Origin of the sequence: Caulobacter vibrioides, assembly GCF_002858865.1 — a bacterium.
Lineage (GTDB): Bacteria > Pseudomonadota > Alphaproteobacteria > Caulobacterales > Caulobacteraceae > Caulobacter > Caulobacter vibrioides.
The window spans coordinates 41,427-54,791 of sequence record NZ_PJRR01000014.1 but is presented as its reverse complement, the minus strand read 5'-3'; the positions used below and the strand labels follow the sequence as shown (position 1 = coordinate 54,791).

The window sequence follows — 13,365 nt, the reverse complement described above, 5'->3', positions numbered from 1 at the left end:
ACCTTGGCTCCCGATTCCGGCGCGGCCGCGCCCCCCGTCATCGACACCGCCCGCATCGCCCTGGTCGGCAATCCCAATTCCGGCAAGACCGCGCTGTTCAACGCCCTGACCGGCAGCCGCCAGAAGGTGGCCAACTACGCCGGCGTCACCGTTGAGCGCAAAGAGGGCGTGCTGACCGCGCCCAGCGGCCGCCAGATCCGCGTTCTGGACCTGCCCGGCACCTACTCCTTGCGCGCCCGCAGCCCCGACGAGGTGGTGACCCGCGACGCGGTGCTGGGCAAGCTGGCCGGCGAAGACGCCCCCCAGGCCCTGGTCTGCGTGGCCGACGCCACCAATCTGCGCCTGGTTTTGCGTCTGGCCCTGGAGCTGAAGCAGGTGGGCCGCCCGTTCGTGCTGGCCCTCAACATGTTCGACATCGCCCAGCGCCAGGGTCTGCGCATCGATGTCGAGCGCCTGCAGGCCGAGATCGGCGCGCCGATCGTCACCACGGTGGCCACCCGCAAGCGCGGCCTGCCCGAGCTGCTGGAAAAGGTCGAGGCCCTGGTCGACCGCGAGGCCCTGTCCGGCGACAATGTCTGGCACGAGCCCAGCCCCGCCGAGATCCGCGCCGCCCACGCCGAGGCCCAGCGCATCTTCAAGCTCTGCGTCAAGCCGCCCGAGCGGCCCGACACCATGACCGGCAAGATCGACGACGTGCTGCTGCACCCGGCGGCGGGTCTGGTGATCCTGCTGGGCCTGCTGTTCGTGATGTTCCAGGCGGTGTTCACCTGGGCCACCCCCGCGATGGATATCATCGACGGCGGCTTCGCGGCCCTGATCGAACTGACCAACACCCGTCTGCCGCAGGGGCTTTTGACCAGCTTCATCGCCGACGGTCTGATCGCCGGCGTCGGCAGCGTCTTGGTGTTCCTGCCGCAGATCCTGATCCTGTTCTTCTTCATCCTGCTCCTGGAAGACAGCGGCTACATGGCCCGCGCGGCCTTCCTGATGGACAAGATCATGGGGGGCGCGGGCCTGCACGGCCGGGCGTTCATCCCGCTGCTCAGCAGTTTCGCCTGCGCTATTCCCGGCATCATGTCGACGCGGGTGATCGACAACCGCCAGGACCGCCTGACCACGATCCTGGTCGCGCCGCTGATGACCTGCTCGGCGCGGATTCCCGTCTACACCCTGATCATCGGCGCCTTCATTCCCAACCAGACGGTCTGGGGCGTACTGTCGCTGCAGGGCCTGGTGATGTTCGGCCTCTACGCCGGCGGCATCGTCAGCGCGCTGCTCGTGTCGTTCGTGATCCGGCGCGTGTTCTGGCGCGGCGCGGTCGAGCCGTTCATGATGGAGCTGCCGACCTATCGCTGGCCGGAGCCCCGCAACGTCCTGATGAACCTGTGGGCCCGAGCCCGCATCTTCATCAGCCGGGCCGGCCGGATCATCATGCCGCTGATGGTTCTGGTCTGGGTGCTGTCGACCTTCCCCTATCCGCCGGAAGGCGCGACGGGGCCGGCCATCGACTATTCCATCGCCGGACAGCTGGGCCAGTTCCTGGCGCCGCTGATGGCCCCGATCGGCTTCAACTGGCAGATGACCGTGGCCCTGATCCCCGGCATGGCCGCCCGCGAAGTGGCCGTGGCCGTACTGGGCACCGTCTATGCCGTAGGCGGCGAGGACGGCGAGACCGGCGCCCTGTCGACCTTGCTGAAGAACCAGTGGTCGCTGGCCAGCGCCCTGTCGTTCCTGGCCTGGTACGTCTTCGCCCCGCAGTGCCTGCCCACCCTGGGCGTGGTCAAGCGCGAGACCAACAGCTGGGTCTGGCCGACGGTGATGTTCGTCTACATGGTGGGCTTGGCCTATATCGCGGCCTTCATCACCTACCACGTCGCCGTGGCGCTGGGGGCTGGGTAGGGCCAGAGCGCCCCCTCCGTCACGTCGCGTATCCGCGCCGCGCCACCTCCCCCGTGTTACGGGGGAGGAGGACTTGGACACCCTCCTGCCCCGCTTGCGGGGGAGGTGGCGCGCGGCGTAGCCGCGTGACGGAGGGGGCGTCCTTGCGTCCTTCGAGGGGCGCTCAGGAGCGCGCACCTCAGGATGAGGTGTTCAGCAGCAGTGTTCCTCATCCTGAGGTGCGAGCCGAAGGCGAGCCTCGAAGGACGCAAAGACGTTCGGCCTCCTCCGCCCTGCGTGCAAGAGCGCCTACAACAAGCTCCCGATCCACACGAACACGTCGTCCGGCCGCTCCAGGGCTGACAGGCCCTCCTGACGCGCCGAGGCGCCCAGGCGGCGCAGGCGGCCCGGTGTCACGCCGAAACGGGCGCGGAACACGCGGCTGAAGTGGGCGTCGGAGCGGAAGCCCAGGCCATAGCCGATCTCGGCCAGGGTCTTGCGCTCGCTCTGATCGCGGATGATCTCGTCGAAAGCCTGATCGAGGCGTCGCGCCTGGATGAAGGCGCTGACGCCGCCGGCGGGCTCGAACACCCGGTAGAGCAGGCTGCGCGAGACCCCCAGGTGCTGGCGCACCGCCTCGGGCGACAGCTCCGGGTCGGCCAGCCGGCCGATGACAAAGTCGCGGGCCGAGGCCAGCAGCATCTTTTCGATCGGCCGGGCGTCGGCGCCGGCGACTTCGCCGTGGGCCAGGATCGCCGCGCTGAACAGCGTCGCCGCCGCCTTGGCCGCCAGCGCCGCCTCGGCGGTGGTGATCGTCTCGATGCTGTCCCAGACCGCCCGCATATGGGCGCCCAGAATCCGCCCGGTGGCGGTATTCTCCGACACCACGCGGCCATGAAAGTCGATGTGGTCGACCTGTTCGTCCAGCGTCGCGCGGGGGATGGCCAGGTTCAGGGTCTCGAAGGCGGCGGTGGTCATGTCGAACGGCCGCGACATGTCGACGAGACGGATCGCGCCCATGCCGCTGTCGGCCGGTCGCCCGTCATAGATCCCGCTCCAGCCGCCCGAGCTCAGCTCCAGCACGGCCAGCACCGAGTCGGCGGTGTCGGCGATGATGTGGGCGTAGCGACGATCAAAGCGCTGGGGCACGCCCTTGCAGCGGGCCAGGACGACGCCGCCCAGATTGTAGCCGTCCATCCGATTGTGGAACGCGGTGTCGGGCTCCAGCAGGGTGACGTCGAACAACTGGGCGCAGGCTTGCCGGTAGCGCTCGGCGGCGTCGGCCTGCTCGCGGGCGTCCAGGATCCATAAGTCTCTAGGCGGAGTTTCAGCGTCCATGGGTCCTCGACAGTTCGAGGAGCCTCTCGCCGATTCCGGACGGCGAGACAATAGAACGTGGACGTGCGGGCAATGACAGACCGGCGCCGCACCGCCAAAAGGAGCGGGCTTTTTCGGGCGCGCCGGTGGGGTAGTTGGCGCGCTCGAGGGAGCGGTCGTCGACTCCTCCGCCGGGGTTCGGCGGTCTAGCCGGCGCGATTCCCCTATCGCGTCGGCCTCGGGGGGGCTCGATCTCCAGGCCTTGCGACAAGGCCTGATACCGGCGGAAAAGGAGGCGCGCCCCGGGGGGGAGCGCGCCTCGACATCCTTCAAGTCAAAGAGCTGCTCAGCCGTCCTCGCCCTTCGACAGGCTCAGGGTGAGGACGACAGGTCGCTGCGGTTCGCACAAAATCCTCATCCTGAGCTTGTCGAAGGACGAGGATTTCCATCCGCGTGAGCGCCCACACTCAACGCGGATGCCGCCAAGCCAGAGGGCTCTTGCGATTTCAGGCCCCGCGCGCGAGCCCCTTGCCGTAGGCGAGGCGGCGCCAGATCCACTCCATCGGCCCCATCGAGAAGCGCGACAGCCACAGCGGCGACCAGATCAGCTGCAGCGCCCAGATGGCGACGACGCAGCCCCACAGTTCAACGCGGTTGAACTCGCCGAACAGGCCAAGGCCCCGCCCGCTCCAGAAGATCGTCGTCATGATCAGCGACTGGGTCAGATAGTTGGTGAAGGCCATCTGGCCCAGGCGCGCTACGGGGTTCAGCAGGCCCGCGATGGCGCGCGAGCGGATCAGCAGGATCGCCAGCGACGCATAGCCGAGCGTGATGGGCAGGCTGGCGAACTCATAGGCCATGTTGAAGCGGCCCAGGGCCTGCGGCTTGGCGAAGTCGGTGGCCAGTTTCATGCTGCTCTCCCAGCCGGTCCAGGCCAGGCCCGCGCCGCCCAGAGCGATCAGCAGCAGATAGACCCAGGTCTTGGCCTTGCCGGTCAGGAAGCCGGTCTTGAACAGGGCCATGCCCAGCAGCATCAGGGCGCCCGTGCGCCAGATGAACACGATGACGCTCATGGGCTGAAGGATCATCCAGCTCTTGAAGTTTTCGCCCAGGGCCGCGACCAGCCCCCCGCGCATCGCCGCCGTCGCAGCCGCCACGTCCACCCCCGACCCGGGCTGGTTCATCTCCGCGATGATCTTTTGCTGCAGCTCGGCCGGCGCGCTTTCCAGCAGGAACAGCGGCGCGATCGCCAGGGCCGAGCCCAGGAGCAGGATGGTCAGGCTGACCGTGAACAGCCGCCTGGGCGTCCAGGACCGCGCCAGCAGGGCGACAAAGCCCGTGCAGGCGTAGAGCAGCAGAATGTCGCCGAACCAGATCAGGAGACCGTGCAGCAGGCCGATCACCAGCAGCCAGCCCAGACGGCGGCGCAGCAGGGCGCCGCGCGCCTTGTCCGAGCGCTCGCCGCCGACCAGCAGGATCGACACCCCGAACAGGATCGAGAACAGGGTGATGAACTTGTAGTGGAAGAAGGTCTGGACCACCCACCAGGCCGAGGCCTCGGCGCCCGCCATCCCGAAGGGCGACAGCTCCGGCGACATGTAGACCGGCATGGGCAGGCCGAAGGCCACGGCGTTGACCGCCAGGATACCCATCACCCCCAGGCCCCGCAGGACGTCGAGGCTCAGGTGGCGGTCAGCCTTGGCGACGGGGCGCAGGGCCTCCGTCAACGGCGCGGTGGTGTCGGTCATGGCGTCCCCTTTTCGGAGACGCCGCCCGCTCGCTTAGCGCGTGGGAACCGGCGTCTCGCCCCGGTAGTCATAGAACCCGCGTCCGGTCTTTTTGCCAAGCCAGCCGGCCTCGACATATTTCACCAGCAGCGGGCAGGGGCGGTATTTGCTGTCGGCCAGGCCCTCGTGCAGCACGTTCATGATGCTGAGCACGGTATCCAGACCGATGAAGTCGCCCAGCTCCAGCGGGCCCATCGGGTGGTTGGCGCCCAGCTTCATCGCCGTGTCGATGGCGTCGACCGTGCCGACCCCTTCGTACAGCGTGTAGATCGCCTCGTTGATCATCGGCACCAGCACGCGGTTGACGATGAAGGCGGGGAAGTCTTCGGCGTTGCTGGTGATCTTGCCCAGCGACTGGGCGAAGGTCACCGCGCGCTCGTAGGTCGGGACGTCCGTGGCGATGCCGCGGATGATCTCCACCAGCTTCATCAGCGGCACGGGGTTCATGAAGTGCAGGCCGATGAAGCGCTCGGGGCGGTCGGTGGCCGACGCCAAGCGCGTGATCGAGATCGACGAGGTGTTCGAGGCCAGCAGCGTCTCGGGCTTCAGGTGCGGCTGCAGACTGCGGAAGATCGACTTCTTGACCTCCTCGTTCTCGGTGGCCGCCTCGATGGCGAGGTCGGTGGCGCCGATCGCCTCCAGGCCCTCGGCGGGCTGGATGCGGGCCAGGGCCGCCTTCATGGCCGCGTCATCGATGATCCCACGGCCGACCTGGCGGGCCATGTTCTTCTCGATCACGGCGATGCCGGCGTCGATCCGCTCGCGCGAAACGTCGTGAAGCCGTACGTCATAGCCGCCCAGGGCGACGACATGCGCGATGCCCGACCCCATCTGGCCGGCGCCGATCACGCCGACCGTCTTGATTTCACTCATAAAAGCCAAGCCTTCGCTTGATTTCGCGCCGAACGCACAGTCCGGGCCATCTGTTGTGACAACTTTTCTAGCACGAGAAACCCTGACCTCGCCAAGGCTTTGCTGCGTCGCAACGGGGCGCGTGGGCGCTGCGGCGATCAAGCCGTCGGCGGATAGGGGCGAACCGCGCCGTCCGGGTCCTCGACCGCGCCGTCGGACAGGTAGTTGGGGCCGACCGGAACCTTGCCGTGGCCGCCGGGGATATCCAGCACATAGGTGGGCTGAGCCAGGCCCGACAGCGTCCCGCGCAGGGCCCGCATGATCGCCTGCCCCTCGGCGACCGTGGTCCGCAGATGGGCGGTGCCGGGGGCCAGATCGCCGTGATGCAGATAGTAGGGCCGGATCCGCGTCTCGACGAAGGCCCGCATCAGCTCGACCAGGGTTTCGGGGTTGTCGTTCACCCCGCGCAGCAGCACGGTCTGGCTGACCATCGGAACGCCGGCGTCGACGATCTGCGCGCAGGCCGCGCGGGCGGCGGGGGTCAGCTCGCGCGCGTGGTTGGCGTGCAGTGCGACATAGACGGTCTTGGACGAGCGTTTCAGCGCCGCCACCAGCTCGGGCGTCACCGCGCCGGGATCGACGGCCGGCACGCGGGTGTGGAAGCGCACGATCTTGACATGGTCGATCGCCTCCAGCCGGTCCATCAGGTCGGCCAGGCGACGCGGCGACAGCACCAGCGGATCGCCGCCGGTGACGATCACCTCCCAGATCTGCGGGCGCTGCGCGATATAGGCGAAGGCCGCGTCCAGCTGGGCGGGGGTCAGGTTTGACAGCCCCTCGGGCCCGACCATCTCGCGCCGGAAGCAGAACCGGCAATAGACCGCGCAGGTGTGGGTCGGCTTCAGCAGCACCCGGTCGGGATAGCGATGGACGATCCCCTCGACCGGACTATGGGCGGCGTCGCCGATCGGGTCGCCGTCTTCGCCCGGACTGGACACCAGCTCTTGCGGGGAGGGGACGAACTGCCGCGCGATCGGGTCATCGTCGCGGTCTGGATCGATCAGTTCGGCCATGGCCGGGGTGATCGCCACCGCATAGCGCGCCGCCACCGCCTCCAGCGCGGGCAGGCGCTCGGACGGGACCAATCCGGCCTCGGTCAGGGACCGGGCGTCGCGAAGGGTCTGGGCGGGGGACATGAGGCGCGGGGATATGCGGGATTTTCCGCCCCAACGCAAACAGCGCCCCCGAGAGCCTCGCGCGCCAAAACGGAATCGTTTTGACGCGCGAGGCTCTCAATCAAACACTTAGAGCGTGACTTGCGCCGAAACCGGTTCCCACTTTCGGCGTCACGCCCTAGACCACGGCCCCGAACAGCTTGCCGATCACGGCGGTGACCAGCAGGGCCAGAGCGCCCCAGAAGGTGACGCGCAGCATCGGCTTCCAGGGGCTGGCCCCGCCGGTCCGGGCGCCCAGCCAGCCCAGCACCGCCAGGAACACCAGGGTGGCCACCGTGATGGTCGGGATGATCACCGGCAGCGGGGCCAGCAGCGAGACCACCAGCGGCATCGCCGCGCCCACCGCGAAGGTCGCCGCCGAGGTCAGGGCCGCCTGCACGGGGCGTGCGGTGACGTGCTCGGAAATGCCCAGTTCGTCGCGGGTGTGAGCGGCCAGGGCGTCGCCGGCGTTCAGCTGTTCGGCCACCTGCCGGGCCAGGTCGGGCGTGAGGCCGCGCGCCACATAGATCGCGGTCATCTCCTCCAGCTCTTCCTCGGGCTGGGTCGCCAGTTCGGCGCGCTCGCGGGCCAGGTCGGCGGCCTCGCTGTCGGCCTGGGAGGCCACCGAGACATACTCCCCGGCCGCCATCGACATCGCGCCGGCCACCAGGCCCGCGCCGGCCGCCAGCAGGATCGGACCGCGCGTGGCCTCGGCCGCCGCCACCCCGACCACCAGCGAGGCGGTCGAGACGATGCCGTCATTGGCGCCCAGCACCGCCGCGCGCAGCCAGCCGATCCGCGACACCGCGTGCCGTTCGACATGGACCTTCAGACGGGTCATGCGTCGCTCCCTGTTTGCAACCACTCTGGGTCAACGCAGGGCGCGCGGCCTTGATCCGCGTCAAGCGCTCATAGGGTTAGGGACGCCTTCAAGGGCGGAAGCCAAAGCCTCCGGCGCTGCAAAGACCAAACCGTTCGTCATCCCGGCCGCAGCGAAGCGGAGAGCCGGGACCCAGGGGCAAGCGATCGTGCGGTGGCCCCTGGGTCCCGGCGCTACAGCCCGCTACGCGGTCTTGCGGCCGGGATGACGAGAGAAAACAATCTCAGCGGACCGCATAAGGCCCCTAGGGCAGAACCCGCACCGGGCTCACGCCTAGCCAGCCGCAGATGTCGAGCACCGCGGCGCGCTCCTCGGCCTCCAGTCCGCCGTCGATTGACACCGCCACGGCGGCCGAGGCCACGCCTTCCGCCTCGGCGCTGCCCTTCAGGCGGCGGATCATCAGCTCGGCCTCGACCCAGGTCTCTTCGGGGCGGGCGTCGAAGCGCGCGTCCAGCGCCTCGAAGGCCCGCAGGGCGGCCTCCAGGTCAGCGCCTTCCAGTCCGGCGTGCAGTTTCAGGCGTTCGACCATCCGGCCGCGCTCGTCGGGCGTCACGGCGCCGTCGACCTGGGCGATCAGCACGCAGGCGGCGACCAGGGCGTCCAGCTGTTCGCGATGATGCTCGTGAGGGTCCCTGGGCGGGATCACCGCCACCGCGCGGCTGTGGCGTTCGTCTCCTGCGACCACAGCTGCTCCTTGAGCCGCTCGCGGCGCAGATCCCACAGCCGCATCAGGCCGCGATCGGGCGTCGGCTTGCGGGCTTCTTCATGCAGGGCGGTCGTCAGCCGCGCGATCTCGGCGCGCAGTTGTCGGGCGTTCAATAGGGTCAATGGGCGCTCCTCTGGTGTCGAGGGGCGCGCCCGACGCCGGGCGAGGGGTATGGCGAGAGGGGGTAAGCCGCCAGGACCCAACATCGAGCGCACCCGATGCGGTCCGACATCACGTTCGACATGGGGGTGTCGACTACGTCAGAGGGGCCCGGCCCGCTTTCTCTATCTTGTGCGAACGCGTGCAGTTCGCAAGAGGGGTCGTGCATTTTTTATATGCGGCGAGGATTTTCACCCCGCGACCGGCGTCCAGACCACGTCCTCGATCCGCCGCGCGCCGGTGGCCAGCAGCACCAGCCGATCAAAGCCCAGGGCCGAGCCCGACGCCGGCGGCATGTGCGCCAGGGCGGCCAGGAAGTCCTCGTCGATCGGATAGCGCTCGCCATAGATCCGCGCCTTCTCGTCCATCTCGATCAGGAACCGGCGGCGCTGCTCGGCCGGGTCGGTGAGTTCCCCGAACGCATTGGCCAGCTCCACCCCGCAGGCATAGAGCTCGAACCGCTCGGCCACGCGCGGGTCGGCGTCCTTGGGACGGGCCAGGGCCGCCTCGCTGATCGGATATTCGCAGAGGATGGTGGCCCGGCCCTCGCCCAGGCGTGGCTCGACCTTCTCGACGATGATCCGGCTGAAGATGTCGGCCCAGCCGTCGTCCTCGGCCACCCGGATCCCGGCGCTGCGCGCCTGCGCGGCCAGGGCGTCGCGGTCGGTCGAACCGTCCGCCGCCACGCTGGCCAGGAGGTCGACACCCGCGTGGCGCGCAAAAGCCTCGGCCACCGACAGGCGCTCGGGCGCCGTGAAGGGATCACAGGTCATGCCCCGGAAGGCAAAGCGCGTGGTCCCCGCCGTCTCGGCGGCCAGGGCCAGCAGGACGGCGCAGTCGTCCATCAGGGTCTGGTAGGGGGCGGCGGCCCGGTACCACTCCAGCATGGTGAACTCGGGATGATGCAGCGGCCCGCGCTCGCGGTTGCGCCACACCTTGCCCAGGCTGAAGATCTTGTTCTCGCCTGCCGCCAGGAGCTTCTTGCAGGCGAACTCGGGCGAGGTGTGCAGGTAGAGCGGACTGGCCTCGCCGGCGATCGTCAGGGCCTGGGTGGCGAAGGCGTGCAGATGCGCCTCGTTGCCGGGCGAGACTTGCAGGGCCGCAGCCTCGACCTCCTCGAAACCCTGATCCTCGAACCAGGCGCGGAACGCCTTGGTGATCCGGTTGCGGGCCAAGAGGAACGGCCGGCGGTCGGCGTGGACGCCGGCGCGCCACCAGGAGGAGGAAGCTAGGGACAAGGCTGCAAAACCGAAGAGGCTGGAGATTTCGCCCCTTTCGCTATACGAGGGCGCTCACGGATCAATAGCACGAACGCGCCCGCGGCCTCGCGCGCGCTTTCATCCAAGGAACGTAACTACGTGAAGGTCGCAGCCAGCTCGCTCCGCAAAGGCTCCGTCGTCGATATGGACGGCAAGCTCTATGTCGTCCTGAGCGCCGAAAACATCCACCCCGGTAAGGGCACCCCGGTGACCCAGCTGAACATGCGCCGCATCTCGGATGGCGTGAAGGTGTCGGAGCGCTATCGCACGACCGAGCAGGTCGAGCGCGCCTTCGTGGACGACCGCAACCACACCTTCCTGTACAGCGACGGTGACGGCTATCACTTCATGAACCCGGAAAGCTACGACCAGCTCGTGGCCACCGAGGACGTGATCGGCGACGCCGCCCCCTATCTGCAGGAAGGCATGACCGTCATCCTGTCGACCCACAACGACGTGCCGATCGCCATCGACCTGCCGCGCACCGTGGTCCTTGAGATCGTCGACACCGAACCGTCGGTGAAGGGCCAGACCGCGTCGTCGTCCTACAAGCCGGCCGTGCTCAGCAACGGCGTCAAGACCACCGTGCCGCCGTACATCACCGCGGGCACCAAGGTCGTCATCCTGACCGAAGACGGCTCCTACGTGGAACGCGCCAAGGACTAAGGTTTCGACCTGTCCGAACAGACAAAGGCCCGGCGGATCGCTCCGCCGGGCCTTTTTCTTTGGCTCAGTATCGTGTCATCCCGGATAGCCTCTGCGAGGCTTCCGGGATGACACAGGTTTGTGGTCCTAGAACTCCGCCGACACCGTCACGAAGCCCATGCGCGGCGGCTGCGGGAAGGCGACATAGCCGCCCGAGTTGCTGGTCACGCCGGCCGTCGAGACGCCCTTCTTGTCGAAGAGGTTGGTGACGTTGGCGGTCAGGCGCAGGCCCTTCAGCATGCCGCCGTCGGCGATGTCGAAGCTGTAGCCGGCCTGCAGGTCGACCAGCATCATCGCCTTGACCGACAGGTCGTTCAGATAGGTGACGGGACGCTTGCCGATGTAGTCGCCGCTGATCTGGGCGTCGAACTTGCCCAGATTCACGCGGGCGATGGTCTTGTTCATCCAGCGCGGGGTCAGCGGCACGAACTTGCCGCCGGTGGCCACGGAGACCGGCGTGGAGACGCCGTTCACCAGGGTGGTGCCGCTCTGGTAGTCGCTGTCGTACTTCGACTCGTTGAACGAGACGGCGTTGTAGATCTGGAAGCGCGGACCAAACTTGATCGTGCCGGCCAGGTCGACGCCCTTGGTGGTCACGCCGCCGACATTGGCCAGGATGGCCGGCGCCGGGTTGATGAAGTTGAACGGCGCGATGTTCAGCAGGCGGTTGCTGAACTTGACGCTATAGGCGTTGATCTGACCCTCGATACCCGTGATCGGGCCCCAGGCCACCTCGCGACGCGAGCGCAGGCCCGCCTCATAGGTCCACGAGGTTTCCGGCTTCACCGTCGTCTTGAACAGCTCGAAGGCGGCTTGAGTGCCCAGGCTCCAGGCCGAGAAGCCGTAGAAGCCGCTGCCCGCGCCGTACGGGATGAACTGGCGCATGTTCTGCTGGACGTTGACGAACACCTGGTCGTTCTCGGTGGCGTCCCACAGCAGGCCCGCCTGCGGCAGGAACCACTTGTTCGACTCGATGCTGCCGGTCGGGAACTGGACCGGCACGGCCACGGTCGGCAGGTTCTTCTGGTTGACCGGGAACTTGCCCGTCGCGTCCTGGAGGCTGGACTTGAAGCCGGCCTGCACCAGGAGCTTGGGCGTCACGCGCCATTGGTCTTGCAGGTGCAGCTGGAGGTTGTTGATGAAGAAGGCGTTGGCGTACTGGGTCAGCACCTTGTTCCCGCGCGGCACGTCGTACGGCGAGAGGTTGTTGTTCGCCTTGGTCATCGGATACCAGGCGCGCTGCTGGGCCGGCTCGTTGTGTTCGAACCACAGGCCGCCCTTGATCTGGTGATCGCCCAGCGTCCACTCGACCGTCGAGATCAGGCCCGGACGGTTGATGCGGTACTCGGTGGTGCGCACCGCATAGCCGCTGCCGCCGAACAGGTTGACGATGTTGGTCAGGGTGGTGGGGCTGGTCGTGGTGCCGACCACGAGGTTCGGATAGTAGGTCGCGAACAGGCCCGGCAGGCCGGCCGTGTTGACCGGACCCGACACGATGCCGCGGCCGAAGTTGTAGTGATAATAGGCCTGGTTGGTCCAGGTCAGGGTCTCGGTCGGCTTCCAGGCGTAGCTGATGTAGGTGAGGATGTCCTCACGCTGGGCGGCGCTGAAGCAGTTGGAGAAGTTGTTGCCCTGGGCCGGGGGCGGGGTGCCCGGACCGCCGGTGAGGTTGGCCGTGCAGCCGGCCAGGTCCGGATAGATGAAGGCGCGGGTATAGGGCGTGAAGTTCCGCGCCGCAGCGGTCTGCTGGTTGCCGAAGGCCGTGGCGTCTTCGTTCGGCTCCACCTTCATCTGCCAGTTGGCGTAGAAGGTCAGGTCGCCCTTTTCGCCTTCGCGGACCAGCTTCAGGTTCACCTGGTGGCCGCGCTGGTTGCCGTCAAAGTCCCAGGCCTTGGCGTCCTGGCGCAGGTACGACAGATAGCCCTTGAAGCCGCCGGCCATCTCGCCCGACTCCGCGCGCAGGAAGGTGCGCGAGGCTTCATAGCTGCCGAAGGTCTGGTTGACGGTCAGGCTGCGCTCGGCGCCCGGATCGCGGCTGAAGGTTTCGATCGCGCCGCCCAGGTTGCTGGTCGAGGGCACGCCCAGCGAACCGGCGCCCGACGACAGGGTCACGCGCGAGACGTTCTCGCTGGTCACGGCGCGCGACACCGACAGGCCGTTGTAGTTGCCGTACTGCTGGTCGCCCAGCGGCACGCCGTCCATCGTGTAGCCCAGCTGCTGGGTCGAGAAGCCGTGGACGAAGAGCGACAGGTTCTGCTCGTTATTGCCCCACGGATCGGCGGTCCGATAGATCACGCCGGGCAGGAACTGGATGGCCTTCAGCGGGCTGGCGCCCGGCAGCACGCGTTGGATCTGCTGGGCTTCCATGGCCACGGCCGAGCGCGTTTCGCGGGTGCTGGTGATGATCACCTGCTCGACGCTGTTCGGGTCGGTATCCGGCGACGCCGCCGGGGTTGCGGTCGCCGGCGTTTCAGCCGCCTGAGCGGCCGTCGCCAGCAAGGCGCACAACGCGGCGCCGCACAGCAGGGCCGCATGGCCCGTCATCTTGGTCTTGGTTCGCATGACTCTGCCCCATACTCATTTCACGATTGCGAAGATGGAGGCGGGG

11 protein-coding genes and 2 pseudogenes are annotated in these 13,365 nt (G+C 67.9%); 3 read left to right on the top strand and 10 right to left on the bottom strand.

Annotation, left to right across the window (positions count from 1 at the left end; translation table 11 throughout):
- Positions 1 to 3 precede the first annotated feature (3 nt).
- Positions 4 to 1,899 carry a ferrous iron transport protein B gene (gene feoB, locus CVUC_RS09995; RefSeq protein WP_096032549.1) on the top strand — a complete coding sequence of 632 codons (1,896 nt, stop codon included), beginning with the start codon at positions 4 to 6 and terminating at the stop codon, positions 1,897 to 1,899.
- 2 nt (positions 1,900 to 1,901) lie between these two features.
- A pseudogene (locus CVUC_RS20820) lies at positions 1,902 to 2,028 on the top strand (hypothetical protein); the annotation flags it as partial.
- Positions 2,029 to 2,187: 159 nt separating this feature from the next.
- On the opposite strand, the gene CVUC_RS09985 reads toward CVUC_RS20820, so the two are convergent.
- From CVUC_RS09985 to epmA, 9 genes and pseudogenes are all read right to left on the bottom strand, one after another.
- A complete protein-coding gene (locus CVUC_RS09985) occupies positions 2,188 to 3,216 on the bottom strand; it encodes a helix-turn-helix domain-containing protein (protein WP_024265602.1) in 1,029 nt (342 codons plus the stop codon).
- 326 nt (positions 3,217 to 3,542) lie between these two features.
- A pseudogene (locus tag CVUC_RS20380) lies at positions 3,543 to 3,662 on the bottom strand (hypothetical protein); the annotation flags it as partial.
- A gap of 39 nt (positions 3,663 to 3,701) precedes the next feature.
- On the bottom strand, positions 3,702 to 4,943 hold the full coding sequence (locus tag CVUC_RS09980; RefSeq protein ID WP_096032550.1) for a DUF418 domain-containing protein: 1,242 nt from the start codon (positions 4,941 to 4,943) through the stop codon (positions 3,702 to 3,704).
- 33 nt (positions 4,944 to 4,976) lie between these two features.
- On the bottom strand, positions 4,977 to 5,855 hold the full coding sequence (locus tag CVUC_RS09975) for a 3-hydroxybutyryl-CoA dehydrogenase (protein ID WP_096032551.1): 879 nt from the start codon (positions 5,853 to 5,855) through the stop codon (positions 4,977 to 4,979).
- Between the two features lie 137 nt (positions 5,856 to 5,992).
- Entirely contained in the window at positions 5,993 to 7,030 is a 1,038-nt protein-coding gene (locus CVUC_RS09970) for a lysine-2,3-aminomutase-like protein (protein WP_096032552.1), read from the bottom strand.
- A gap of 157 nt (positions 7,031 to 7,187) precedes the next feature.
- Complete coding sequence (locus CVUC_RS09965) at positions 7,188 to 7,889, bottom strand: VIT1/CCC1 transporter family protein (protein WP_096032553.1); 702 nt, start codon at positions 7,887 to 7,889, stop codon at positions 7,188 to 7,190.
- Positions 7,890 to 8,172: 283 nt separating this feature from the next.
- Positions 8,173 to 8,613: a tellurite resistance TerB family protein gene (locus tag CVUC_RS09955; RefSeq protein WP_164468070.1), complete on the bottom strand. Its 441-nt coding sequence runs from the start codon at positions 8,611 to 8,613 to the stop codon at positions 8,173 to 8,175.
- Positions 8,571 to 8,849 carry a hypothetical protein gene (locus tag CVUC_RS09950; protein ID WP_012640045.1) on the bottom strand — a complete coding sequence of 93 codons (279 nt, stop codon included), beginning with the start codon at positions 8,847 to 8,849 and terminating at the stop codon, positions 8,571 to 8,573. The genes CVUC_RS09955 and CVUC_RS09950 overlap by 43 nt, the downstream gene beginning before the upstream one ends.
- Positions 8,850 to 8,984: 135 nt before the next feature.
- Complete coding sequence (gene epmA, locus CVUC_RS09945; protein ID WP_096032555.1) at positions 8,985 to 10,031, bottom strand: EF-P lysine aminoacylase EpmA; 1,047 nt, start codon at positions 10,029 to 10,031, stop codon at positions 8,985 to 8,987.
- A gap of 120 nt (positions 10,032 to 10,151) precedes the next feature.
- Between epmA and efp the strand changes: the two genes are divergently transcribed.
- Positions 10,152 to 10,718 carry an elongation factor P gene (gene efp, locus CVUC_RS09940; RefSeq protein ID WP_010918607.1) on the top strand — a complete coding sequence of 189 codons (567 nt, stop codon included), beginning with the start codon at positions 10,152 to 10,154 and terminating at the stop codon, positions 10,716 to 10,718.
- Between the two features lie 126 nt (positions 10,719 to 10,844).
- Here the strand turns inward: efp and CVUC_RS09935 are convergent, their stop codons facing one another.
- Positions 10,845 to 13,319 (bottom strand): TonB-dependent receptor, encoded by a 2,475-nt coding sequence (locus CVUC_RS09935; protein WP_096032556.1) that lies wholly within the window; start codon positions 13,317 to 13,319, stop codon positions 10,845 to 10,847.
- Between the last annotated feature and the right edge of the window lie 46 nt (positions 13,320 to 13,365).